Origin of the sequence: Pseudomonas sp. PSB11, from assembly GCF_014596605.1 — a bacterium.
Classification (GTDB): domain Bacteria; phylum Pseudomonadota; class Gammaproteobacteria; order Pseudomonadales; family Pseudomonadaceae; genus Aquipseudomonas; species Aquipseudomonas umsongensis.
This window is the reverse complement of sequence record NZ_NOIO01000004.1, coordinates 247,422-270,277: the sequence shown is the minus strand read 5'-3', so window position 1 is coordinate 270,277 and position 22,856 is coordinate 247,422. Positions and strand designations below refer to the sequence as shown.

Sequence of the window (22,856 nt, the reverse complement as noted above, 5' to 3'; positions counted from 1 at the left end):
GAGTGTTCAGCTTGAACTATGTTCGTTTCACCTTCTTTCCCGGCTGGTTGCGGGCTTGCGTTTCTTCATCTTGAACGAGGCACTGGCATGCGGTTTTCACCCTTTGTTGAGCGGATCCCGGAACAAGGCGTAGCCGCTATTGATGACCCCCACGGCAGCGAACTTAACGATCGGCCGGTTTTACGTGAAGCGCTCGCCGGGCACTACGGCAGGCTGTTGGGGCGTGAGCTCAACGCCACCAACGTGATCACGCTGACAGGGGCGCAAGACGCCTTGTTCATCACGTCGAAATGCCTGCTTGCCGCCGGGGACGAGGTGATTGTCGTCGATCCGATGTACCCGACCTGCGACGCGCCGCTCAAGGCCTGCGGCGCCACGCTGGTGCGGGTGGCGTCCGTTGATGCAGCGCTGCTGGCCAAGGCGATTACCCCGCGCACCCGGGCAATTTTCCTGTCCAGCACGGTGCTCAAGCACGACACATTGCAAGCCATCGCCAGACTCGCCGTTGCCCATGACCTGTGGGTGGTCATCGATGAAGTCCATGAGGACCTGGCACTGCAGCACCAAAACCTCAGCCTCACGGTAGCGCCGGGCATGGCCGAGCGTTGTGTGGTGATGGGTAGCCTGGCGAAATCCCACCCAATGGCCGATTGGCACATGGGTTGGATCATCGCTGATCCTGCCCTCGTGGCGCGTGCCGAATCCCTGGTGTTGGCCAGGACCTGCGAGCGTATCCATGATTTTGTCCTGGCGTTGAAAACCCAGGGACCACGGCCTGTGGTCAGCGGCGTGACGAGCAGGCCGGTCAGCGAACCGGTCACCGCGCGAACCATGATCGAAGTCGAAGGCCTGCACAAACGCTTCGGCAACATCGAGGTGCTCAAGGGCGTGTCCCTGACGGCGCGCGAGGGCGAGGTGATCTCGCTGATCGGCGCCAGCGGCTCCGGCAAAAGCACCTTGCTGCGCTGCATCAACATGCTCGAAGTCCCGGACCAGGGACGCATCCTGGTAGATGGCGAAAGCATTCACCTGAACCACACCCGCCCCGGCGCGCCGCTGGTGTCGGACGCCAAACAGTTGGTACGCATCCGGTCCAGCCTGGGCATGGTGTTCCAGAACTTCAACCTCTGGCCCCATCGCACGGTCCTGGAAAACCTCATCGAAGCGCCGACCCAGGTCTTGCGCGAAAGCCGGGCGGAGGCGACCGAGCGCGCCGAAGCCTTGCTTGAACGGGTGGGGCTGGCGGCCAAGCGCAACGAGTACCCGGCCTTTCTCTCCGGAGGGCAGCAACAACGGGTGGCCATCGCCCGGGCCCTGGCCATGCGGCCCAAGGTCATGCTGTTCGACGAACCCACCTCGGCACTCGACCCTGAACTGGTCGGGGAAGTGCTGCGGGTGATCCGCTCTCTCGCCGAGGAAGGCCGGACCATGATCCTGGTGACCCATGAAATGGCCTTCGCCCGCGATGTTTCTTCCAAAGTCGCCTTTTTGCATCAAGGGCTGATCGAGGAAACCGGTACGCCGGACGACGTGTTCGTACACCCACGCAGCGAGCGTTGCCGGCAATTCGTCAACGCTCATCAAACTCGCTAAAAACAACAAAAGACGGGGCAAAAACCATGGGAAATCGACGTTTGGCAAACTGGTTGACTGGCGCGGCCGCTGTAATGCTGGCTGGCATGAGCGCGGCGCAGGCACAACCGATCAGGTTCGCGGTCGCCGCCGAACCCTATCCGCCGTACACCGAGAAGCAGGCCAACGGCGAATGGAAAGGTTTTGAAGTGGACCTGATCCACAAGCTGTGCAGCGAAATGAAAGCCGAGTGCGAGATCAAGGAAGTGGCATGGGACGGGATTATTCCGTCGTTGCTGGCGAAGAAAATCGACGTGATCTTTTCCTCGATGTCGGTGACCGAAGAACGGGAAAAACAGATCGCTTTCAGCAAGGCCTACTACGACTCCGTGGTGGCGGTTGTCGGACCGAAGGACGCTGTCGTCAAGAAATACCCGGACGACCTCAAGGGCAAGACCATCGGCGTGCAGAACTCCACGGTCAGCGCCAGCTACCTGAAGACCTACTACGAAAAAATCGCCGACGTGAAGTATTACGACACCCAGGACTCGGTCAACGCCGACCTGATCGCCGGTCGCCTCGACCTGATGATGGCCGACGGCACCGCCATGGCGGCCTTCGTCAAGACCCCGGATGCCAGCAAGAGCAACCTGGATTACCTCGGCGCCGTGCCATACGACCCGATCTTCGGCAAGGGCGTGGGCGCAGGCCTGCGCAAGGACGACACCGAGCTCAAGGCCAAACTCGACAAAGCCATCCAGGAGCTGCTGGCGAGCAAGGATTATGACGACCTGTCCCAAAGCTACTTCGGCACGAGCGTGAAGCCGGCGTTCTGATAGCCAGATCTGTACACAGATCCTGTGTGGGAGCGGGCTTGCTCGCGAAGGCGGTGTGGCGGTCGACATCATCGCTAAATGGCATACCGCTTTCGCGAGCAAGCCCGCTCCCACAGGGGCAAGTGGCGCCTTCAAGGAAACTGACTGGAGAGCAACATGCCTGCAATGTTCGATTTGATCGGTTTCAGCGAGCAAGGATGGGGGGCGGCGCTGCTCAAGGGACTGGCGATGACCCTGCAGATATCCGCCGGGGCCTTCGTGCTCGGGCTGGCCATCGGCCTGGTCGTGGCCTGCCTCAAGTTGGGCGGGCCAAGACCGATTGCCGCGCTGGCGCGCGGTTACACCACCTTGTTCCGCGCGGTTCCGGAACTGCTGCTGATCCTGTTGCTGTACTACGTCGGCTCCATGCTGCTCAACGCACTGATGGCAGCGCTGGGTTACGGCGCGGTGAACGTCAGCGGCCCCTTGGCGGCGATCGTGGTGCTAGGCCTGGTGCAGGGCGCCTATGCGTCGGAGATTTTTCGCGCGGCGATCCAGGCCATTCCTTTCGGCCAGATCGAAGCGGCAAAAGCCTTCGGGCTGCACGGCTTCGCTTTGTTCCGCCGCGTCACGCTGCCGATCATGGCGCCCTATGCGATGGCGGGGATGGCCAACCTGTGGATCAACCTGATCAAGGACAGCGCCCTGATCAGCGTGGTCGGCACCAACGAACTGTTGTACACCGCCCGGCAAGGCGCAGGCTCGACGCGTCATTACCTGTTGTTCTACCTCACGGCCGCGGCGCTGTATTACGCGGTAACGCTGGCTTCCAACTACCTGTCGGGACGGCTCGAGCGACGTATTCGTCGCTGGATGCCACTTGTCGACTGAACCGGCAGAGAGAATGAAATGATTCCAACGTGGATAGTTGAATACGCATCGCTGTTGGCCCGCGGGCTACAAACGACCCTTTTGATCCTGTTGATTGCCAGCGTGTTCGGTTTTTTCCTGGCGGTGCTGGTAGCGCTGGCCAGGATCTCCAGGAACAAGGTCATCGCCAAGATCAGTCTGTTTTATACCAGCGTGACCCGCGGCACCCCCTTGCTGATCCAGATCTACATTTTCTACTACGGCCTGGGCAGTCTGTTTGCGCAGTTTCCATTGATTCGCGGCAGTTTCCTCTGGCCATACTTGCGTGATGGTTACTGGTACATCGTGTTCGCCCTGGTGGTGTCGGTGGGGGCCTATGTCGGCGAAGTGATCCGCGGTGGCTTGCTGGCGGTGCCCAAAGGCGAAATGGAAGCGGCTTCGGCGTTCGGCATGACCCCGCGCCAGGCCCTGTTGCGGGTGCGGTTGCCCCGGGCGCTGCGCTTGCTGTTGCCGACGTTGGCTGGGGAAACCGTGATGCTGCTCAAATCCACGGCCCTGGCCTCGACCATCGCCGTGATCGATCTGTTGGGCGCGGCCAACGTGGTGCGCGCCCAAACCCTGCAGGTGTATGAGCCGTTGCTGCTGGTGGCCGGTGTCTACGTGTGCCTGACGTTCCTGATCGAGGCGCTTTTCGCCTTCGCCGAGCGTCGTGGCACCCCGGTTCGCAGGTCTGCATGATGAAGAGCACGCCATTGGTTGACCGCTCCTTGCAAGGCATCGGCCTGTGCACATTGGGCTACGCGTTCCTGTCCTTGCAGGATGCCGGTATCAAGTGGCTGGTGGCCGATTATTCGGTGTTCACCATTCTGTTCTGGCGCGCCCTGGTGGTGGTGCTCGCCTGTTTGCTGCTCGGCCGTTTGCAACTGGTTCGGCGTGCCTGGCGTTCGTCCAGCCGGCGGCTGCTGGTGGTGCGCGGCTTGCTGTCGATCGCTGCCTGGCTGCTGTATTACACGGCGGCCCGCGACCTGACCCTGGCGGAGATGACCACCCTGTATTTCTCGGCACCGATCATGGTCACGGTGCTGGCGATGGCGATTCTCAAGGAGCGCGTCAACGGTTGGCAGTGGTTCACCCTGATCATCGGGTTCATCGGCGTGGTGATTGCTTGTCGCCCCAGCGACATGGGCGATCCGCTGCCGATAGTCCTGACCCTGTTGGCAGCGATGTGCTGGGCGTTCACCTATATCCAGTTGCGCCAGGTGGATGAGCAGACCTCGGTGCTCGAACAGATGTTGATCACCAACGTGGTGTTCGTCATCTGTATGGCGCTGGCGTTGCCCTGGACCCACACGCCAGCACCGGTTCCAGCCTGGCTGGGCATGCTCGGTGCGGGACTGATGGGCGGCATCGGCCAGTTCCTGCTGTTCGCCAGTTTCCAGCGTGCCACCGCGACCGTGCTGGCGCCGTTCGAGTACACCGGGCTGATCTGGGCGTTCCTGCTGTCGAGCCTTATCTGGGGCACGCTGATGGATGTGTCGTTGATGATCGGCGCCGGGTTGATCGCGGTCAGCGGCACCCTGGCGATGATTTTCGGCCGGCACCCGTCGCAGGAGGTCGTCGGTGCCGAATGCTCGGTGTCGCAGCCTCTCTATCCCGAAGCGGCCGAGGGCAAGCCCGATGGCGGCCGAGCGAGTGTCGTGGATCAATGACAGGAGGACTGGCTTATGGCGCAGGATGTTTCGTTCGAGGTTCGCAACAACAATGGTGAACCGGTACAGGTCGGTGCCTGGCGTTTCGAGGGCGGCCGCGGTGGGCCCAAGGTGCACTTGCAGGCCGGGGTACATGCCGATGAAATCGCCGGCATGCTGGTCCTGCACCTGTTGATGCAACGCCTTCAGGTGGCCGAGTCCCAGGGCCGCCTCAACGGCAGCGTGACCGTGGTACCACAGGCCAACCCGCTGGGTATCGGTCAGTTTCGCCAGGGGCGGATCCTGGGACGTTTTCACGATGCCAGCGGTCAGAACTTCAACCGTGGCTTCGATCGGTCGGCCGCTATGCCGCGGCCTTCGACCAATGTCCAGGAGTGGCAACAGAAGCTGGTGCAACTGGCGGCACCGGCGGATGTGATGCTGGACCTGCACACCGATGACGAAGCGCTGCCCTATCTGTACGTGCACCGCAGTTTCTGGCCCCGTGGCCGTGCACTGGCGGCGGCGCTGCGGATGGACCTGGCGATCATCTGGGATGACGGCGGCGACGGTTCGTTCGAGGAAACGATTATTGCGCCATGGCTGCGCGACGGCACGACTGGGCAGCGCCTGGCCGCGACCCTGGAGCTGCGAGGGCAGGGTGACGTCAGCGACCGTTTTGCCGAGCAGGATGCACAGGGGCTTTACGCCTGGCTTTGTGGCCAAGGCATCATCGACGATGCGCTGGCGCCCGCCGACTGGCCCGTCGAGGCCGTGGAGATGGGCCACATGGAGACCATTGTCGCGCCGCAGCCCGGGGTGCTGATCTTCGAGAAGGAACTGGGCGATCGGGTCGAGCAGGGACAGCGCTTTGCACGAATCCTACGTCGCCCGGGCGACCCGTCCTCCGAAGTGGTGCTGTATGCCGAGCAGACCGGACGCCTGGTCACACGCTACCGCGATCGTTTGATCGCCCGGGGCATGGGGGTGGCGAAGTTCACTGGCAGTCGCCTTTCGCGGCACTGGAGCGGCGGGTTGCTGGATCCCAACTGAGGCGCAACGGCGGCAGTGGCCGATCACCGGCGTGCATGTTGAACGCCGGTTGACGATATCTGACAACCGTCCGTCGCTGGACTACGCTGCGATACGTACCCCTGTCCAGAACCCAGTGACGTAAGGAACGGATGCATGCGCAGCTGGTTGCTCGCCCCATTGATCGTCATTGTCGCGATGTGCTGGTCGGTACTGCTACGAGCCGAGGACGCGCCCCCGCCGCTGGAGGCGCAACCGGCGCCTGCGGAATTGAAAATTGCCAATCGCAGCATCATCGTCTTTCGTGGTGCATTACTCGGTGAAGCGCCGCAGACCCGGGTCAAACGGGCCAGGACAGCGATTAACGAAGCACTGGATGATGCGGACGACCTGGGTGTCACCCTTGATGGCATCCAGGATAGTTACCTGGTGCTGCTGGGTTCCAAGCGCGCGTTTATCGTTTCCCCCAAGGATGTCGATACCACCGAGTTCGAATCAGTCAGGCAGGCGGCTGAAAGTGCTGCTGGCAAACTGCGCCAAGTGGTGGCCGAAACCCAGGAAGCCCGTAGCCTGCACTTGATTCTCAAATCGCTGGCGGGTGCCGCGCTGGCTACCGGTATCTATGTTGTGTTGCTCTGGGGCATGGCGTACCTGCGCCGTCGCTTGCTGAAAAAGCTGCCGGACCTGATGCACCGGCACACCCAGGCGTTGAAAGTCGGACGGGTGCAGGTGATCGATGCCAACTACCTGTATCCGCTGGTCAGCCGCCTGCTGGGGATATTACGCTGGCTGGTCGTCTTGCTGCTGACCTACGAATGGCTGGGTTTTGTCCTGTCCCGCTTTCCCTACACCCGGCCTTGGGGCGAAAGCCTCAACAACTACCTGTTGGAAGTCGCCGGTTATTTATTCCAGGGCATCGTCGGCGCCATACCCGGACTGGGCGTGGCGTTGGCGATCTTTTTCATTGCCCGCGGCACCACGGTCTTCGCCCGTCGGATCCTAAGGCGCATGGCCACCCCCGGCACCTTCAGCTGGTTGAACCAGGAAACCCTGCAACCGACCCAACGCCTGACGTCGCTGGCCATCTGGCTGTTTGCCCTGGCCATGGCCTATCCCTACCTGCCGGGCGCCGGCACTGAAGCCTTCAAGGGTTTGTCGGTGCTGATCGGCCTGATGATTTCCCTGGGCGCTACCAGCGTGGTCGGGCAGGCGGCGTCCGGGTTGATCCTGACCTACACGCGCACCTTGCGCCCCGGCGAGTTCGTGCGCATTGGCGAATACGAAGGCACGGTGACGGAGCTGGGCATGTTTACCACGCGCATTCGCACCGGCCTTGGGGAAGTACTGACCCTGCCCAATTCAATGATTACTGCCACCGTCACCAAGAACTATTCGCGCACCGTGCAGGGCCCGGGTTATGTGGTCGACACCGTGGTGACCATCGGCTACGACACGCCGTGGCGTCAGGTCGAAGCCATGCTGCTGGAAGCGGCCAGGCGCACCCCCGGGGTCCTCGAGGAACCGCCGCCGCAGGTGTTCCAGACCGCCCTGTCGGATTTCTATCCCGAGTATCGCCTCGTGGCCCAGGCCATCCCCAGCCAGCCACGCCCGCGCGCGGTGCTGTTGAGCATGTTGCACGCCAACATCCAGGACGTGTTCAACGAGTACGAGGTGCAAATCATGTCGCCGCACTACCTGGGTGATCCAGAGCAGGAGAAGAGGGTGCCCAAGGACCAGTGGTATACGGCACCGGCGCACAAAACCCGGTAAATCTGAGTTGAGCCACGGTTGGATACCCGCATGAAATTGACTAAACGCCACCATGCCTTCGCAGGCTTCATTCTCCTGGCCCTGGGCTTGATGGGCATGTCTGCGCTGTTGCTGCTCAAGTCCGAAACACAGCGTCGGGAAACGCGCTTCGCCGAATACGTGCAGAATATCTCCGGCATCGTGCGCAACCAGCTCGATACCAACGAAGCGGTATTGGCCGGCTTCTCGGCATTTCTCCAGGCGGTCGACCAGAGCGACAACGAGGCGGCGGCGCGTTATGCCGCCGCGGTGATGTCCGCTTACCCGCATCTGTACATGCTCGAAGCGGCGCGCGCGGTGCCCCTGGCAGAGCAGTCGGCCTTCGAAGCAATGCTGCGTCGCACCTGGCGACCCGATTTCACGCTCAAGGATTTCCCCACCCTTACCCGGCAACCGGCACGGCACCAGGCCTTTTTGCGAGAGACCTGGCCGGTGTTGTTCATGTATCCGGTGCTTGCGCAGGCCAATGCGATCTACGGCGTCAGGCTGGAAACCGTCGACTATCTGTCATACGCGCTGGCCCGCACCTACAACAATCCCAAGCCAGTGGTATCACCGGTGTTCACCATGTACGAGGGCGGCGATGCGTTCATCCTGATGCAATCGGTCAGCCGGCCTGAACGGGTGCGCGAGAGCTCCCGGCCGAATTTCTTCGGCAGTACCATGGTCGCCTTGCTGTTGGTCAGGACGGGGTCTTTGCTGGATGCGGTGATCCATGCGAACGTGGACCCGCAAGTAAACATTCGCGCTGTGCTGCAGACCGCGGCGGGGACTGAAAGCCATGTCTTTGCGACCGGGCGCGGACAGGCCGGTTTTGTCGACCGTTTTTTCCTGCCGCTGCTTGAGGAGCAGGTCGAAATTCACAGTGCGTCCCAGCCCATGACCTTGCTGTTTGAACGACAGTTGCGTCTGGCAGACGTCCTGAGCGGACAGACCTTGCTGCTGCTGGTGCTACTGGGTGCCTCGTTCATACTAATTCCGTTGCTGCTGATCCGGCATTTCAAGGCACTGGAACGAGCGGAAGTCGAGCACCAGCGTTCAACCTACCTGGCCACCCACGATGTCCTCACCGATCTGCCCAACCGCTACCTGTTTGCCGATCGATTCGATCAGGCATTGACTCACTGGAAGCTCGACCGGGTTGCATTTGCCGTGTTGCTGATCGACCTGGATCATTTCAAGGACATCAATGACCATTTCGGCCATGAGGTCGGCGACCAGGTCCTGCGGGCGCTGGCCAGTCGCATGCTGGGGGCCACGCGCACCGGGGACACCGTTGCCCGCTATGGGGGCGATGAATTCGTGGTGCTGGTGACCGACCTGGACGACCCGGAAAATGCCGAGATCAAGGCATCGAAGATGCTCGAGGCGATCGGCCAGTCCATCATTACCAGCGCGGGCGAGATCTCACTCTCGTGCAGCATCGGCATTGCCTTGTGTCCGCTGCATGGGCAGACGCTCGATACCTTGCTCAAGGCTGCCGACCAGGCCATGTATGGAGTCAAGCAACTGGGGCGAAAAGGCATTGCGATGACCAAGGCCCTGTAGAAGCGAGCTTGCTCGCGAGGGTGGTCAACGATTACGCGTGCTTACTGGTTGAACGCGGCGCACTTGAGTCCATCGCGAGCATGCTCGCTCCTACAGAGGATTAAGGCCGTTTCCGCGGTCAACCACCAGACCACCACCTGAGCAAGCTAGCTCGCGATGGACGTCAATGAGGCCCCGGATAACCTGACTCACCCCGGTGACCGAGGGTTTTTCGTTGGAACGCCGCCCGGGGCAGGCACGTTCCTGCAGGAGTGCTGACTCTCGGATCAATGCCTGCACTCCGACAACACCACCTGGCAGGTACTGGGTGTGCCGCCGGAGCGACCGGCATAGCGGATGCAGTTGTTCAGGGATTTCTGCCGCGCGATGCTCAAGGTCGAGCCCCAGGCGAGACCGCCTTCGCCAGCGGTAGGCAGTGCTTTGGCATAGCAGCTTGAGCCCATGTTCGAGGCTGAGTAACGGGCCGTGGCGGTCTTGCCTGAACATCCCGCTGTCAGCACCAGGTTGATGGCGATGAGGGAGGGCAGAACCCATGACGAGCATTGGCGCACTGTTATCGCGGTCATCGCGTTTCCCCTGCTCAAGCGGCTGTCGTGCCTGATTAGTCTAGTCGGCCTGGCCCTTGATGAGCGGGCCGCCGATCAACAGTCATGGTGCCCTTGTCGCATAAATTTGAAATGCACGGTGTAACTCGACAAAATCGCGCCCCCATGCGGCCAAAGGCGCCGCACGTTCGGGGTCAAAAGGGGCGGCAGTTGAACGAACAGACATTGTCCATGCGCCTTGAGCGCGTGGCGGCGCATGTGCCAGCCGGTGCGCGCCTGGCCGATATCGGCTCGGACCACGGCTACCTGCCGGTGGCGTTGATGCGCCGTGGCGTCATTGCGTCGGCAGTGGCCGGTGAAGTAGCGGTGACGCCGTTCCACGCGGCCGAACGCACGGTGCGCGAGAGCGGCCAGCACGCACGGATCAGCGTACGCCTGGCCAATGGCCTGGCGGCGATCGAGCCGCAGGACAAGATCACGGCGATCAGCGTCTGCGGCATGGGCGGCGAGACCATCCGCGACATTCTTGACAGTGGCAAGGCACGCCTGAGCGGCCAGGAACGCCTTATCCTGCAGCCCAACGGCGGCGAACAGCCACTTCGCCTATGGCTGATGGAAAATGGCTACCGCATCCTTTGTGAGGAAGTGCTGCGGGAAAATCGCTTTTATTACGAAATCATCGTCGCCGAGCGCGCCGAACCGATGGTGTATAGCGCCCAGGAACTGTACTTCGGTCCATTGCAGATGCAGGCCCGCAGCCCGGTGTTCCTGGCCAAGTGGCAGCGAATGCTGTGCGTCAAGCACAAGACCCTGGGCCATTTCGCGCGGGCGCGGCAGGCCGTGCCGGACGAGAAGGTGCAGGACATCGCCCGGCAGGCCCGATGGATCACTGAACTGCTGGCTTAACCCCAACCGGGACTAGCAACCACGCAACTGCGCCGGACTCACGCCAAGACGCTGCCTGAAGGTGGTGGTCATGTGCGCCTGGGAGTTGAAACCGCAGGCGTGAGCAATGTCCGCCAGCCTCGCGGTCGAATCGCGCATCATGGCACGCGCCTTGGCAAGGCGCCGGTCAATCAGGTAACTGTGCGGGCTTTGCCCCGTCGCCTGCTTGAACGCACGCATGAAATAGCCTTCGGACAACCCGAGCAATTGCGCCATTGCCTGCACACCCAGCGGGCCGTCAAGGCCGGCATCGATGAACTCATCGAGCAGGCGCATGCGGGAGGGCGTTAGCGAGCCTTGCAGCGGTGTCGACAAGCCTGGGTTCGTTGTGGCGCGTTCAGCCAGTGCGAGTGCCCAGGCCTCCCAATCGTCGGCCACCCCAGCCTGCAACAGCGCACCGCGCATGCGCAGGGCGAGGGCGGTCGCCTGGGGATCGATGCGGTTGTTGAAGGCCCGATCCCCCGGCAACACCCTCCCATCGGTGCGGATCACCCGCAGGTACTCACCGCCCGTTGGCGATTCAGACAATACGTCACACCCGGTGGGGACGAACGCCAAGCCGTTGGGCATGGCAATGAAGGGTTGTACCCGATCGCTGCCGATGGCGTGCAGGCCGCGCTGGCTGTCGAAGGCAAAGCCAATCGCCGACTGGTTCGCGATATATCGGGTCGCGTAGGCGCTGCCCGGTAGCAGTTCGATCGCCCATGGCCCGACCTCGATACGGCGCACCGGTTCAGGCGGGAATGGCGGTTGCAGGCGGTTAAGAGGGTTCATACACACCATAGTAATTAAGAAGGGGGCCGAAAGTCAGGTCGGTTTTCTGAAAGCCGGCCAAGGGCGTGCGTGGCTAGACTGGGCCAAACCCCTGGGAGCCTCCTCATGCACACACTGACTCGCGACGATATCGAACAAGCTGCTCGCCTGGTTTACCAGGTGATGCCTGCCACCGCGCAGTACCCTTGGCCCTTGCTGGCGGAACGCCTGGGTTGCACCGTGTGGGTCAAGCACGAAAACCACACGCCCACAGGTGCATTCAAGGTGCGTGGCGGCATTACCTTCATGCACTGGCTCAAGCGCACGCATCCGCACGTGCGGGGCATTGTCACGGCCACCCGCGGCAACCACGGCCAGAGCCTGGCGCTGGCGGCCAGCGCGCTGGGGTTGAAGTCACTGATTGTCGTGCCGCAAGGAAACTCGCTGGAAAAGAACAATGCCATGCGCGGTTTTGGCGGCGAAGTGGTCGAACATGGCCGTGATTTCGATGAGGCCCGCGAAGAAGCCGCACGCCTGGCACAGGTCCATGGCCTTTACCTGGTACCGCCATTCCACACCGAGCTGGTCAAAGGCGTGGCCACCTATGCGCTGGAACTGTTCAAGGGCGCACCGGACCTGGATACCGTCTACGTGCCGATTGGTTGTGGCTCGGGGATTTGCGCAGTGATTGCCGCCCGCGATGCGTTGGGCCTGAAAACCCGAGTGGTGGGCGTGGTGTCCACCGAGGCGGCAGCCGCAAAGCTATCGTTTGAAGCAGGTTCGATATGTGAGACCGCCTCGGCCGATACCTTTGCCGACGGCCTGGCCGTGCGCAAGCCGATTGCCGAAGCCTTTGCCGTCTACGCGGCAGGTGCAGCGCGGATCGTGTCGGTCAACGAGGCGCAGATTGCCGAGGCCATGTGCATGTATTACACCGATACCCACAATCTCGCAGAAGGTGCAGGCGCCGCCGCCCTGGCAGCGCTCATCCAGGAGCGCGACGCAATGAGGGGCAAAAGGGTGGGGGTGATTCTGTCCGGTGGCAACGTCGACAGATCGGTGTATGCGCGCGTGATCGGCTGACAGGTTTACCCCTCCGTCAGAAACGGCGCACTCGACTATCATGAAATCAACCCCAATGGGCAGCGGGCGTGGCGGGACAAAGTAGCCGCCATGCCTATCCCCGCGCCATTGTCGATGAACTTCCAGGCATTGGCCGCCCATGAACCTTTCAGAGTTGATCTGGCCCCGGTTGCAAACGCTCACCAGGCAAGCGCTCAAGGAGCAAGAGGCCGGGCATCAGCAAGACAACACGAGTATCAGGGCGGCCAACTGGGACGTGGACACCGATGCGGCGCTTGAAGAAGCGCGACGGCTCGATGATGCCGAATCGGATCGACGAAAAACCGCAGACGCCAAAGCCAGCCTCTACCTGGCAGTCGTCACCGCGCTCGCACCGGTGTTAGCCGCTTTGCTCGCGAGTATCTGGAGCGACAAATCAACCATCGGCTACAACATCGTCTCGTTGGCCATCTTCCTGGTGGCCACCTTGTATCTGTTTCGCGCAGGCATCTGGGCATTTGAAACGCTCAAGGTATCAGCCTCAAGCCGGGTCGACGCCAGTGACCTGGCGAGCCTGTGGTGCAAGACCGATCCCAAGCCCGAGCTGGTGGAGAAACTGCTGCTTGCCGTGAGGCACAACCACACCGGGACCCATCGTAAGCTGTCCTGCATCAGGATGGCCCATGCGTTTCTGCTCAGGGCCTTCCTGTCGTTTATCCTGTTGCTGATCGTCCAGGTGGCGTGGGTACCTGTTTGTCAGCTGATTGCGTTGGGAATCTAACGATCCGTTGTACCTGGTTGTTAAACGAGCGGCTGTTGTACCGATCATTCATCATTTCATTGGAACTCCCCCTCACACTGTCCCGTCATCAGAAGGGAGGGGGGCTGCGGGTGTTTCGTGGCGAACCCTGATAACGCTTTTCTTCACTCAGAAGGCGAGGGACGACATGAATACTACAGACAGCACGACAGATGACCGGTCAGGCAAACCCAATACCGCAACACCAGCCCCTGATTTTGAACACCTCAAGGAGAACGTGACAGAAGCGCTTGGCGGTGCGAGACAGCAGGTGGATGAGCAGTTTGGCCAGTACCGTGACACGGCAGCCGATCAGATCGAGGCCCTGGCCCAAGGGGCAAAATCTTTCGTTTCGGAACTTGAGGACAAGGACAAGCTTGGCATGTCCGACTACCTCGCAGACATGGCGGAGTCCATGAGTGGGCTGGCGGGGAATTTGCGCGGGAAAAGCGCGGAGCAGCTGCTCCACGACGCGGCCGATCTGGCGCGCAATAATCCGGGATTGTTCATTGCCGGCAGCATTGCGCTGGGCTTTGGCCTTTCGCGCTTTCTCAAGGCCGGCACCGCGCCTGCGGCGACAGTCAGCGATGGTGGCGATCCGGCGGCAGGTCGTTCAATGCCTCCATCAGGTGGTTTTGGCGCTCAACGACCTTACGAAACCTCCGTTGCGCCACGTCCCGATCACAACCCGGGTCTGGCAACCGGCATCACGCCGGCCTCGCCGAACGGACAGGATCATCCGTCAGATTTTGCGACGAATCCGACTCCCGGTTCCACGTCCTTTAAAGGAGCGCTGTGATGAACAGAGATAACCCAGATCTGCCGGGCGCAAGACCGGTGCCCGTGCCTGAGCCTGACGCTTCGGTGGTCGGGCTGTTGCGTCAGTTGACGCGCGAAGTGCCCTCGTTGTTCACCAAGGAACTGGCGTTGGCCAAGGCTGAGCTGTTAGCCAGCCTTACGACGCTCAAGGCTGGCATTGCCGGTGTCGCTGGCGGGGCGATTGTGCTGCTGGCGGGATTCATCATTCTGCTGATGTCCGTGGTCTATGGCTTGAGCATGGTCATGGCACCGTGGCTGGCCGCACTGATCGTCGGTGTCGTGGTGATGATCATCGGGTTCGCCATGCTGCAATCCGGGAAAAAACAGTTCGAACCGTCCCACTTGAAGCCTGATCGCACGCTGGATGCCTTGAACAAAGACCAGGAAGCGCTGCGTAGGAGAGTCTCATGAACAGTGAATTCGAAATCGAATCGCAAAAAAGCCCCGAGACCATCGAGCGTGAAATCGATGCGCAGCGTGCAAGCATTGGCAACATCGTCGATGCGCTGGAAAGCAAGTTCACCCCGGGTCAGGTCTTCGACCAGGCGTTGTCTTTCATGCAGAGCAACGGCACTACGTTCCTGAGTAACCTTGGCACCAGCGTGCGCAATAATCCGGTGCCTGCGGTGGTGACGTCGGTGGGGCTGTTATGGTTGATGATGAGCCAGAACCGTCCACCGACTCCTCGTCCTGTTTATCGAGCGCAACCACAGCAGAACAAGGTAGGGGAGTGGACCGATGGCCTGGCGGATGGCCTTGACGGTGCGCGTGAGCATTTGCACCAGACTGCCGACACCCTGAAGGAGGGTTACCAGACGGTCAAAGGCAAAGCGGCGCACTTGGGCGATAACCTGGGCGCTGCCGGCGAAAACATCAGCCATGCCGTGCACGATGCCAGCGATCGCCTGGTGCGCGGAACGCAACAGATGAGCAACCAGGTCAGCCAGTTGCTGAAGGAACAGCCGCTGATGATGGCCGCTGCTGGCATCGCCGTGGGGGCCATGTTGGGGGCAGCATTCCCATCGACAGCGACCGAGCAGCGCTACATGGGCAAGACCGCCGCAGGGTTGGCCGACAAGGTCAAGCAGCAGGCTCGGGAGGGGTTCGAAGCGGTGCGCGATACGGTGACTAAAACCACCGAGCACACCGATGCGGAGAAGCCCGAAGGGGATCGCCCCGTAACCGGCAGCCAACCAGCTGATCTGTCTCGTGGGTTGGGTACGTCGTAAGGCATCAAGCGAAAGGCGGGAGGTCGAATCCTGGCCTCCCTTTTTTTTTGGCTTTTTCCAGTGTGGGGGTGAGCATGCTCCGGGCGGCGTTCCGAGGGTGGTCTCAGATGCTCCGCGTTTATCCATGAGCCCCGCGTTATCGTTGACGTCCATCGCGAGCATGCTCGCTCCTACAGGAATGCAAAGCGACAGCGGTTGAAATCGTGCCGGCAGGAAAAGTTTTAAGGGTTTGAACAATGGCCGACGACTGGTGTGAAGAGCGCCGGATTCATAACGCGAAATACCGCCCGTCGCGAGTCATTAATCTTTTTTAAAATTTTTGCGAGGGCAGCTCCTTCAGATGACTGTGGGCGCCGCATTCGGTCAATTGCCGGATGGGTATCGACGCCTTTGAGGCCTGAGGAGATTCATCATGTTCCTGCATAACAAACGACTTCAATACACCGTTCGCGTTGCCCAACCCAATCCCGGTCTGGCGAACCTTTTACTTGAGCAATTCGGTGGAGCACAGGGGGAATTGGCCGCCGCGTCCCGCTACTTCACCCAGGCGCTGGCCGAGGAAGATCCTGGCAGAAAGGATCTGCTGATGGACATTGCCACCGAAGAGCTCAGTCACCTTGAGATCGTCGGCTCGATCATCGTCATGCTCAACAAGGGTGCCAAAGGCCGCGTGGCCGAAGGCGTGGAAGAGGAGGGCGAACTGTACCGCGCAATCAACGGCGCTGGTAACGACTCGCACATCACCTCCTTGCTGTACGGGGCCGGTGCGCCCCTGACCAACTCAGCCGGTGTGCCCTGGTCGGCAGCCTACGTCGATACCATCGGCGAGCCCACGGCGGACATGCGTTCCAACATCGCTGCCGAGGCGCGCGCCAAGATTGTTTACGAGCGACTGATGAACGTCACCGATGATCCCGGCGTGAAGGAGGCCCTGGGCTTTCTGATGACCCGCGAAATCGCCCATCAATTGTCCTTCGAAAAAGCCTTGCACTCGATCCAGCCTAACTTCCCTCAAGGCAAGCTGCCGGGCATGGCCGATTTCACCAACGTGTATTTCAACTTGTCCCAGGGCGAAGGCAGTACGCGTGGGCCGTGGAACCAGGGGGACGACTGGACTTACGTGGAAGATCCGCAGCCGGCAGTCGATGGCGGTGACGGCACAGCCAGTGTGGAGCTCAGTGCCGAGGAAAATTCATTGCTGATGGACCTGAAGGCCCGCACGATGTCCGACCCCGAAAGCGATCCAATAACGGGCGCCGATCTGGGTGCAGGTGTGCAGGGACGTGAGGAAGCCTGATGAAGTGCACCGCACGCCGTTCTGGCGTGCGGTGTTTTCATTGCAACGGATACAGGAGATCTCATGCCCGAACCGTCAGCTCCTGTCAGAGCATCGTGGTACAGCCCGATTAAAAGGGCTGGATGGACAAGCCTGGTTTTCTGGTCAACCCTCGTTGGGGTCGTCATCCTCCTGCTGATCAGTGGATTCAGCGCCTTCGACGGGCCCAACCGGGTCAACCTGCACTATGCGTTTCTAGGCGGTCTCGGCGGCTTTGCCGCGACTGCGCTCGGCGCCGTGATAGCGCTGGTCCTGCACGATATCTGCGCACGGACACAGGACACCATGCTGGGCTTTGCCGCGGGCATGATGCTCGCCGCCAGTTCTTTTTCTCTCATTCTCCCGGGGATCGCAGCGGCCCAGGCGATTTGCGATAACAAGCCGTTGGCGGCCTGTGTCGTCGTATCGGGGCTGGCTTTAGGGGTGGCGCTGATGATCGGTCTCGAACGGTTTGTGCCCCATGAGCATCTACAAAGTGGACGCAAGGGGCCTGAAGCCGAGCGCTTCAATCGAGTCTGGCTGTTTGTCCTGGCCATCACCTTGCATAACTTGCCTGAGGGCATGGCCATCGGCGTCAGCTTCGCCAATGGGGACATGAAGGTGGGATTGCCACTGACAACGGCGATTGCCATCCAGGATATCCCGGAAGGACTTGCCGTCGCGTTGGCGTTGCGCGTGACCGGGATCTCGGCACTGCGTGCCGTGGTGATTGCCGTTGGGTCAGGGCTGATGGAGCCGCTGGGCGCCGTGGCCGGTCTTGGCATCTCCACGACGTTCGCCTTGGGCTATCCCGTTGCCCTGGGGCTTGCCGCCGGCGCGATGATCTTTGTCGTCTCCCATGAGGTCATCCCCGAGACCCATCGCAATGGCCACCAGACGCCCGCGACGCTGGGGCTGATGCTGGGGTTTGGCGTAATGATGTTTCTCGATACCGCATTGGGCTGAACCAGAACGCCTGAAACATGGTCGGCGCCTCTTGTCGGTCCCCATGAACCTGCCTCGAACCGTGTTGATCCATTCAGAAATTACTCGGGAATTCCACTGCCATGAACGCCTTCACAAACCGACTGACGCCGGCACAGGAACGAAGATTGTGTGCATTGGACGCCTGGTACCAAGCACTCGATGACATTGCACTGCGCAAGGAATCTCCGGATGCCTATCACGAAGAACTGCTCAGACAATCAGATGAAATGGATCGCCTGCGCATTGTCAGCTGGCAAGAGTGGCGTGATCTGCGCAGAAAGGCCGACCTGGCCTTTCTGCGCGCAGTAGCGGGAGAGGATTATCACCCCGTGGGCCAGGTGAGCGATGGTGACGGGGCGGTTGATGACCAGGGGTGATTACAGGCGACAGTGTGAAAGGCGAGGGCACATCGATGAACAGACGGTTGAAGTTCGGAATTGAAGAGGAATACTTCATCACTGACGTGCACACCCGGCGAATGACCGATGAGCCTCCCGGCGCTTCGATCGAAGCGTGCCAGGAGGCGATGGGCAGTTGCTTTGCTTATGAAATGTTCCAGGGCCAGATCGAAGTAGCGTCCCCTATCTTCACCTGCATGCCGGAAGCCGAGAACTACCTTGTCTCTGCTCGCACACGTTTGCAGCGTACGCTGGAGCCCTACGGCCTTGGACTGCTCTGTGCGGGCAGCCATCCTTTGGCCGACTGGCGCACGCAGCAGGCCACCGGGCAAGATCATTTTCTCCAGCTGTTTGACGACTACCAACGGGTCGCCCGGCGCAGTGTGCTGTCGGGGCTGCACGTACATGTTGAGGTGCCGGGTCACCTTGATCGTATCCAGGTGATGAACGAAGTCTTGCCGTGGACGCCGCTGTTGTTGGCACTGAGCAGTTCTTCGCCCTTTTGGGACGGTGCCGACAGCGGCTTCATGAGCTATCGGCAAACGGCCTGTGACGAGTGGCCGAGGATGGGCATCCCGGAGTACTTCGAAGATGAGGCTGCCCATGACGCCTACGTCGCGCTGCTGATGCGTACCGGTGCCATCAGGCAGGCCAGTGAATGTTGGTGGGGAGTGCGTCCTGCGTCGCGCTATCCGACCCTGGAATTACGCATGACGGATGCCTGCCCGCGCCTGGAAGACACCTTGTGTATCGCCTCGTTTTTTCGACTGCTGGTGGCCTATGCGATTGATCAACCCCGGCCTGGGTCGGGCTATTCGCAAGAGTCCCGTTGGATCCTCAAGGAAAACCGGTGGCGCGCGAAACGGTCAGGCACGCAGGGGGCATTCATCGTCGAAGGGTACGACCGACCCTTCTCGGCCGAGCAGTGGCTTGTCCTGGCGCAGCAGATCCTGGGTGAAACAGCGCGGTCAATGCACGTGGAAAACGTCTTTGCCCAGGCCCGCCGGATCCTGCGCAACGGCACCAGTGCCGACCGACAGCGCAGCGTTTACCGGCGGGCCCTGTGCAGCACAGGCGATACCCACGCCGCACTGGTTGAGGTGGTGGATCAACTGCTGATGGAAACGTCGCAAGAGCCCTGCGTAGTTGATGACCTGCAACCAGCGGTCTGTGGGTCGTGAGCCAACATTAACGACACAAGGCGTTACCGGGAGGCGCCATGCCTATTGCCGACGACACTGTTGAATATCTGCGCGAGCACGCATTGCTGCTGACCACGGCGGAGTCGTGCACCGCCGGAAAAATCATCACCCTGCTTTCCGAGGTCGAAGGCAGTGGCGAGCTGATCGAGAGCGGCTATGTGGTCTACTCACCCGAAGCGAAGCAGCGACTGTTGAGGGTAAGTCCCGACACGATCGCAACGTTCAATCTGACCAGCTGTGAAGTGGCGCGGGAAATGGCTCTGGGAGCCTTGCACGACAGCACCGCGAATGTGGCTGTGTCGACGACAGGCATCCTTGGCCCTGATGACGTCGACGGGATTCCCGCTGGCACCATTTGTTTTGCCTGGGCTTATCAGACCGAACGGGGGCTGAGCATCTTCAGCCGGCAGCATCGGTTCATCGGTTCGCGTTGTGAGGTGCAGCGGTTGGCGGCAGACCACTCATTGAAGCTGCTGCCGCATTTTCATCAACGCGCGTTGGCCGGCGAGTGTGGGTAGGGACAGCCATGGGCGACAAAGCCGATTACCGGAGTTGTGATTGAGTTCTGCGTGCAACAAAAAAAACCGTAGGAGCTGGCTTGCCGCCCATGATGCTGGAGGTGCCTATCAGGTAGCCAGGACCGTGGCGCTGTCGTCGTCCACAGGCAACGCAATCTGGTTATCGTCAGGCGTCAGGATGACCTTGCGGCAATCGTCTTCCTTCTTGTCGAACATCTTGTACCCCTCGGCTGCCTGTTCCAGCGACAGTCGATGGCTGATGATAACCTCCGGGGCCAGGCGACCTGTCTCTATATGATCCAGAAGCTCTGGCAGGTAACGCTGCACATGGGTCTGTCCCATCTTGAAGGTCAGCCCTTTATCGAAGGCATCGCCGAACAGGAAGCCATGGATGAACCCGGAATACACGCCTGGCACGCTCACGACCCCGCCACGCCTTACCGCGGCAATGCACTGGCGCAACGCTTTGCCACTGCTGCCTTCAAGCTTGAGGGTGGCCAGCACTGTCTCCGTGGTGCTGCCCTTGGCTTCGAATCCCACCGCATCCACCACGCCATCCACGCCGCGCATGCCTTTGGTTTGGCGAATGATAGTGTCTGCCGGGTCATCATCTTCATCGAAATTGATCGGTATCACGCCGTAGGTTTTCTGTGCGTAAGCCAGGCGGTAGGGGTGGTGATCGACCATGAAAATCTGCTCGGCTCCGAGCATCCTGGCGCAGGCCGCACTCAACAACCCGACAGGGCCGGCGCCATAGATGGCGATGCTTGAACCGTTGCCGATACCGGTGTTCGTCACCGCCTGGTAGGCGGTGGGCAAAATGTCCGACAGGAACAGCACCTTCTCGTCCGACAGGGTGCCCGGCACCTTGAAAGGTCCGGTATTGGCTTTGGGAACACGCACATACTCCGCTTGCCCGCCAGGTATGCCGCCATACATGTGGCTGAAACCGAACAACGCGGCGCCGGACGGGATGGCTTTCTTGTTCAGGATCGCGCCACGCCCGGTGTTGGTGGTTTCACACGCGGCGAACAGATCCAACTGACAGAAGAAGCAGCTGCCGCAAGCGATAACGAAAGGGATCACCACACGGTCGCCTGGTTGCACGGCAGTGACTGCCGAGCCCGCTTCTTCGACGATTCCCATGAACTCATGACCGAAGATATCGCCATGCTCGACTGTCGGGATTTTCCCGCGATACAGGTGCAGGTCCGAACCGCAGATGGCCGTGGCCGTAACCCGAAGAATAATGTCGTCGCTATCCTCGATCACGGGATCGGGGACAGTGTCGACTTTTACGCTATGCGCGCCGTGATAGGTGAGTGCTCTCATGACGTCCTGCCCCTCTCGCTAGCTTGATGGTAAGTGGGAGAGGAGCAATGAGGGCGGTTAGTTCACCGAGATGATGGAAAGGTGTGACTAGCGGTCTCGAGGCTTGAGGCGCGTTTCGGAATCATTGGCGCCCGCAACAGTCAACCGACAAATACTGCATGGGTCCGGTGTCATGCCTATTTCCGTCCGCAACGCAGGCTGTCCGCTCTGGTTAGCAGTCGGTGGCCATCATGGCCGCGTTTGATTCGGCGCTGACGGCTGCGCGTGCCCAGTTTGCGATCACCATCAGCTTTCATATTGTCCTGGCCGCGCTCACGATCGGCCTGGCCAACTTCCTGATGGCGCTTGAAGCGCTTTGGCTGTGGCGCAGGCAAACGATCTACCTGGACGTCTACCGCTACTGGCTGAAAGTGTTTGCCCTCACCGTGGCGGTGGGCACGGCGTCGGGGCTGATCCTGGAGTACCAGTTCGGGCTCAACTGGTCGCGGCTGTCGACCCAGGCGGGCGACATCCTCGGCCCGTTGATGTTCTACGAAGTGCTGGCGGCCTTTTTTCTGGAGGCAGGCTTTCTTGGCATCATGTTGTTCGGCATGAAGAAAGTCGGCCCGCGCCTGCATTTTTTTGCCACTTGCGCCGTCGCCATGGGATCGCTCCTCAGCGCCTTCTGGATCCTGTCGGCCAATTCCTGGATGCACACACCCGCCGGCTACGCCATTGGCGCCGATGGACGCTTCATCGCCCAGGATTGGTGGGCAATCATCTTCAATCCTTCCTTCCCTTATCGGTTTGCGCACATGACCTTGGCAGCGTTTCTTGGTACCGCGACACTACTGGCCGGTGTCAGTGCCTGGCAGCTGTTGCGTGCGCCGCAGAACCCGCGGGCGCGGCTGGTGTGGTCCATGGCGCTGTGGGCGATAGCGGTGCTCACCCCCGTGCAAATCGTCGCTGGAGACCTGCATGGCCTGCACAGTCTCCACGTGCAGCCACAGAAAATCGCCGCCATCGAAGGCTCGTGGACTCGCCCGAATGAAGGGGCAGGGGAGCCGCTACGGCTGTTCGCCTTGCCGGACATGACAGAGCGGCGCAATCATTGGGAACTGGCAATTGCGCGCGTGGGGTCGCTGTACCTGCGGCATGACCTGAGTAGCACCATCGCCGCCCTCGACGAATTCCCGCCCCAGGACATCCCCCCTGTGCCCACGGTGTTCTTTGCTTTTCGCGTCATGGTCGGCCTGGGCCTGTTGATGTTAGGGCAGGGCGTGGCCAGCCTGGTCCTGCGTTGGCGACATCGCCTGTACGCCACGCGCTGGATGTACAGGTGGTGTGTCGGGATGACCCTGGCTGGATTCCTGGCGATGTTGAGTGGCTGGACTGTGACCGAGGTTGGCCGCCAGCCGTTTACGGTTTATGGATTGTCGCGCACGGCCGACAGCCTGTCAGCGGTTTCCCGGGAACAGGTGGTAGGCGCGACATGGACAATCCTGGCGTTCTACCTGGTGATCTTTGGCGTGGGCCTGTGGGTGTTGCTGCGAGTGTTGCGTGAGCCGCCGCACGAGGGCGAGCCCGGCCCGCAGCCGACACTGGCCGATGAGACGGGTGAGTCCTGAGGGCATCGATC

General features: G+C 61.0%; 23 protein-coding genes and 1 pseudogene. 21 read left to right on the top strand and 3 right to left on the bottom strand.

Annotation, left to right across the window (positions count from 1 at the left end; genetic code table 11):
• Positions 1-18: 18 nt before the first annotated feature.
• The 9 genes and pseudogenes from CGA21_RS30350 to CGA21_RS07890 all read left to right on the top strand — a co-directional run.
• A pseudogene (locus CGA21_RS30350) lies at positions 19-771 on the top strand (pyridoxal phosphate-dependent aminotransferase); the annotation flags it as partial.
• 60 nt (positions 772-831) lie between these two features.
• Positions 832-1,593, top strand: coding sequence for an ABC transporter ATP-binding protein (locus CGA21_RS30345; RefSeq protein ID WP_256874111.1), 762 nt, complete (start codon positions 832-834; stop codon positions 1,591-1,593).
• 26 nt (positions 1,594-1,619) lie between these two features.
• The gene (locus tag CGA21_RS07920) at positions 1,620-2,408 is read left to right on the top strand and encodes a transporter substrate-binding domain-containing protein (RefSeq protein WP_033042786.1); all 789 of its coding nucleotides are present in this window, start codon (positions 1,620-1,622) and stop codon (positions 2,406-2,408) included.
• Positions 2,409-2,564: 156 nt separating this feature from the next.
• A complete protein-coding gene (locus CGA21_RS07915; RefSeq protein WP_188263913.1) occupies positions 2,565-3,278 on the top strand; it encodes an ABC transporter permease in 714 nt (237 codons plus the stop codon).
• 18 nt (positions 3,279-3,296) lie between these two features.
• Entirely contained in the window at positions 3,297-3,995 is a 699-nt protein-coding gene (locus CGA21_RS07910) for an ABC transporter permease subunit (RefSeq protein WP_188263912.1), read from the top strand.
• Entirely contained in the window at positions 3,992-4,966 is a 975-nt protein-coding gene (locus CGA21_RS07905) for a DMT family transporter (RefSeq protein WP_411157060.1), read from the top strand. Before CGA21_RS07910 ends, CGA21_RS07905 begins: the two co-directional genes overlap by 4 nt.
• Positions 4,967-4,981: 15 nt before the next feature.
• Positions 4,982-5,998: a succinylglutamate desuccinylase/aspartoacylase family protein gene (locus tag CGA21_RS07900; protein ID WP_188263910.1), complete on the top strand. Its 1,017-nt coding sequence runs from the start codon at positions 4,982-4,984 to the stop codon at positions 5,996-5,998.
• 135 nt (positions 5,999-6,133) lie between these two features.
• On the top strand, positions 6,134-7,747 hold the full coding sequence (locus CGA21_RS07895; protein WP_188263909.1) for a mechanosensitive ion channel family protein: 1,614 nt from the start codon (positions 6,134-6,136) through the stop codon (positions 7,745-7,747).
• A 30-nt stretch (positions 7,748-7,777) separates the two neighbouring features.
• On the top strand, positions 7,778-9,334 hold the full coding sequence (locus CGA21_RS07890; RefSeq protein WP_110747211.1) for a sensor domain-containing diguanylate cyclase: 1,557 nt from the start codon (positions 7,778-7,780) through the stop codon (positions 9,332-9,334).
• Positions 9,335-9,600: 266 nt separating this feature from the next.
• Here CGA21_RS07890 and CGA21_RS07885 read toward each other — a convergent pair whose 3' ends face one another.
• Positions 9,601-9,900 carry a hypothetical protein gene (locus CGA21_RS07885; RefSeq protein ID WP_110747209.1) on the bottom strand — a complete coding sequence of 100 codons (300 nt, stop codon included), beginning with the start codon at positions 9,898-9,900 and terminating at the stop codon, positions 9,601-9,603.
• Positions 9,901-10,089: 189 nt separating this feature from the next.
• On the opposite strand from CGA21_RS07885, the gene CGA21_RS07880 reads away from it, so the two are divergent.
• Positions 10,090-10,785, top strand: coding sequence for a tRNA (adenine(22)-N(1))-methyltransferase (locus CGA21_RS07880; RefSeq protein ID WP_317451686.1), 696 nt, complete (start codon positions 10,090-10,092; stop codon positions 10,783-10,785).
• 12 nt (positions 10,786-10,797) lie between these two features.
• On the opposite strand, the gene CGA21_RS07875 is transcribed toward CGA21_RS07880, so the two are convergent.
• Positions 10,798-11,607: a helix-turn-helix transcriptional regulator gene (locus tag CGA21_RS07875; RefSeq protein WP_188263907.1), complete on the bottom strand. Its 810-nt coding sequence runs from the start codon at positions 11,605-11,607 to the stop codon at positions 10,798-10,800.
• Positions 11,608-11,703: 96 nt separating this feature from the next.
• On the opposite strand from CGA21_RS07875, the gene CGA21_RS07870 reads away from it, so the two are divergent.
• The 10 genes from CGA21_RS07870 to CGA21_RS07825 all read left to right on the top strand — a co-directional run bounded on the left by CGA21_RS07870 (position 11,704) and on the right by CGA21_RS07825 (position 19,906).
• Positions 11,704-12,660: a threonine dehydratase gene (locus tag CGA21_RS07870; protein WP_188263906.1), complete on the top strand. Its 957-nt coding sequence runs from the start codon at positions 11,704-11,706 to the stop codon at positions 12,658-12,660.
• Between the two features lie 139 nt (positions 12,661-12,799).
• Positions 12,800-13,420: a hypothetical protein gene (locus CGA21_RS07865; protein ID WP_110747201.1), complete on the top strand. Its 621-nt coding sequence runs from the start codon at positions 12,800-12,802 to the stop codon at positions 13,418-13,420.
• Positions 13,421-13,586: 166 nt separating this feature from the next.
• Positions 13,587-14,237: a hypothetical protein gene (locus tag CGA21_RS07860; protein ID WP_188263905.1), complete on the top strand. Its 651-nt coding sequence runs from the start codon at positions 13,587-13,589 to the stop codon at positions 14,235-14,237.
• The gene (locus tag CGA21_RS07855) at positions 14,237-14,668 is read left to right on the top strand and encodes a phage holin family protein (RefSeq protein ID WP_110747197.1); all 432 of its coding nucleotides are present in this window, start codon (positions 14,237-14,239) and stop codon (positions 14,666-14,668) included. Before CGA21_RS07860 ends, CGA21_RS07855 begins: the two co-directional genes overlap by 1 nt.
• The gene (locus CGA21_RS07850) at positions 14,665-15,486 is read left to right on the top strand and encodes a DUF3618 domain-containing protein (protein ID WP_188263904.1); all 822 of its coding nucleotides are present in this window, start codon (positions 14,665-14,667) and stop codon (positions 15,484-15,486) included. The genes CGA21_RS07855 and CGA21_RS07850 overlap by 4 nt, the downstream gene beginning before the upstream one ends.
• Positions 15,487-15,898: 412 nt before the next feature.
• On the top strand, positions 15,899-16,783 hold the full coding sequence (locus CGA21_RS07845) for a manganese catalase family protein (RefSeq protein WP_110747194.1): 885 nt from the start codon (positions 15,899-15,901) through the stop codon (positions 16,781-16,783).
• A 63-nt stretch (positions 16,784-16,846) separates the two neighbouring features.
• The gene (locus CGA21_RS07840; protein WP_188263903.1) at positions 16,847-17,767 is read left to right on the top strand and encodes a ZIP family metal transporter; all 921 of its coding nucleotides are present in this window, start codon (positions 16,847-16,849) and stop codon (positions 17,765-17,767) included.
• 101 nt (positions 17,768-17,868) lie between these two features.
• Positions 17,869-18,165, top strand: a complete 297-nt coding sequence (locus CGA21_RS07835; protein WP_110747190.1) for a hypothetical protein — start codon at positions 17,869-17,871, stop codon at positions 18,163-18,165.
• A gap of 35 nt (positions 18,166-18,200) precedes the next feature.
• A complete protein-coding gene (locus tag CGA21_RS07830) occupies positions 18,201-19,367 on the top strand; it encodes a carboxylate-amine ligase (RefSeq protein ID WP_188263902.1) in 1,167 nt (388 codons plus the stop codon).
• 38 nt (positions 19,368-19,405) lie between these two features.
• On the top strand, positions 19,406-19,906 hold the full coding sequence (locus CGA21_RS07825) for a CinA family protein (RefSeq protein ID WP_110747186.1): 501 nt from the start codon (positions 19,406-19,408) through the stop codon (positions 19,904-19,906).
• A gap of 108 nt (positions 19,907-20,014) precedes the next feature.
• Here the strand turns inward: CGA21_RS07825 and CGA21_RS07820 are convergent, their stop codons facing one another.
• Positions 20,015-21,238: a zinc-dependent alcohol dehydrogenase gene (locus tag CGA21_RS07820; RefSeq protein WP_110747184.1), complete on the bottom strand. Its 1,224-nt coding sequence runs from the start codon at positions 21,236-21,238 to the stop codon at positions 20,015-20,017.
• 230 nt (positions 21,239-21,468) lie between these two features.
• Here CGA21_RS07820 and CGA21_RS07815 point away from each other — a divergent pair, with 230 nt between their 5' ends.
• Positions 21,469-22,845 (top strand): cytochrome ubiquinol oxidase subunit I, encoded by a 1,377-nt coding sequence (locus CGA21_RS07815; RefSeq protein WP_188263901.1) that lies wholly within the window; start codon positions 21,469-21,471, stop codon positions 22,843-22,845.
• The last annotated feature ends 11 nt before the right edge of the window (positions 22,846-22,856 follow it).

Coding starts and splice junctions, on each gene's coding strand:
- CGA21_RS30345 (WP_256874111.1), top strand. CDS start 832: ATGATCGAAGTCGAAGGCCTGCACAAACGCTTCGGCAACATCGAGGTG.
- CGA21_RS07920 (WP_033042786.1), top strand. CDS start 1,620: ATGGGAAATCGACGTTTGGCAAACTGGTTGACTGGCGCGGCCGCTGTA.
- CGA21_RS07915 (WP_188263913.1), top strand. CDS start 2,565: ATGCCTGCAATGTTCGATTTGATCGGTTTCAGCGAGCAAGGATGGGGG.
- CGA21_RS07910 (WP_188263912.1), top strand. CDS start 3,297: ATGATTCCAACGTGGATAGTTGAATACGCATCGCTGTTGGCCCGCGGG.
- CGA21_RS07905 (WP_411157060.1), top strand. CDS start 3,992: ATGATGAAGAGCACGCCATTGGTTGACCGCTCCTTGCAAGGCATCGGC.
- CGA21_RS07900 (WP_188263910.1), top strand. CDS start 4,982: ATGGCGCAGGATGTTTCGTTCGAGGTTCGCAACAACAATGGTGAACCG.
- CGA21_RS07895 (WP_188263909.1), top strand. CDS start 6,134: ATGCGCAGCTGGTTGCTCGCCCCATTGATCGTCATTGTCGCGATGTGC.
- CGA21_RS07890 (WP_110747211.1), top strand. CDS start 7,778: ATGAAATTGACTAAACGCCACCATGCCTTCGCAGGCTTCATTCTCCTG.
- CGA21_RS07885 (WP_110747209.1), bottom strand. CDS start 9,900: ATGACCGCGATAACAGTGCGCCAATGCTCGTCATGGGTTCTGCCCTCC.
- CGA21_RS07875 (WP_188263907.1), bottom strand. CDS start 11,607: ATGGTGTGTATGAACCCTCTTAACCGCCTGCAACCGCCATTCCCGCCT.
- CGA21_RS07870 (WP_188263906.1), top strand. CDS start 11,704: ATGCACACACTGACTCGCGACGATATCGAACAAGCTGCTCGCCTGGTT.
- CGA21_RS07865 (WP_110747201.1), top strand. CDS start 12,800: ATGAACCTTTCAGAGTTGATCTGGCCCCGGTTGCAAACGCTCACCAGG.
- CGA21_RS07860 (WP_188263905.1), top strand. CDS start 13,587: ATGAATACTACAGACAGCACGACAGATGACCGGTCAGGCAAACCCAAT.
- CGA21_RS07855 (WP_110747197.1), top strand. CDS start 14,237: ATGAACAGAGATAACCCAGATCTGCCGGGCGCAAGACCGGTGCCCGTG.
- CGA21_RS07850 (WP_188263904.1), top strand. CDS start 14,665: ATGAACAGTGAATTCGAAATCGAATCGCAAAAAAGCCCCGAGACCATC.
- CGA21_RS07845 (WP_110747194.1), top strand. CDS start 15,899: ATGTTCCTGCATAACAAACGACTTCAATACACCGTTCGCGTTGCCCAA.
- CGA21_RS07840 (WP_188263903.1), top strand. CDS start 16,847: ATGCCCGAACCGTCAGCTCCTGTCAGAGCATCGTGGTACAGCCCGATT.
- CGA21_RS07835 (WP_110747190.1), top strand. CDS start 17,869: ATGAACGCCTTCACAAACCGACTGACGCCGGCACAGGAACGAAGATTG.
- CGA21_RS07830 (WP_188263902.1), top strand. CDS start 18,201: ATGAACAGACGGTTGAAGTTCGGAATTGAAGAGGAATACTTCATCACT.
- CGA21_RS07825 (WP_110747186.1), top strand. CDS start 19,406: ATGCCTATTGCCGACGACACTGTTGAATATCTGCGCGAGCACGCATTG.
- CGA21_RS07820 (WP_110747184.1), bottom strand. CDS start 21,238: ATGAGAGCACTCACCTATCACGGCGCGCATAGCGTAAAAGTCGACACT.
- CGA21_RS07815 (WP_188263901.1), top strand. CDS start 21,469: ATGGCCGCGTTTGATTCGGCGCTGACGGCTGCGCGTGCCCAGTTTGCG.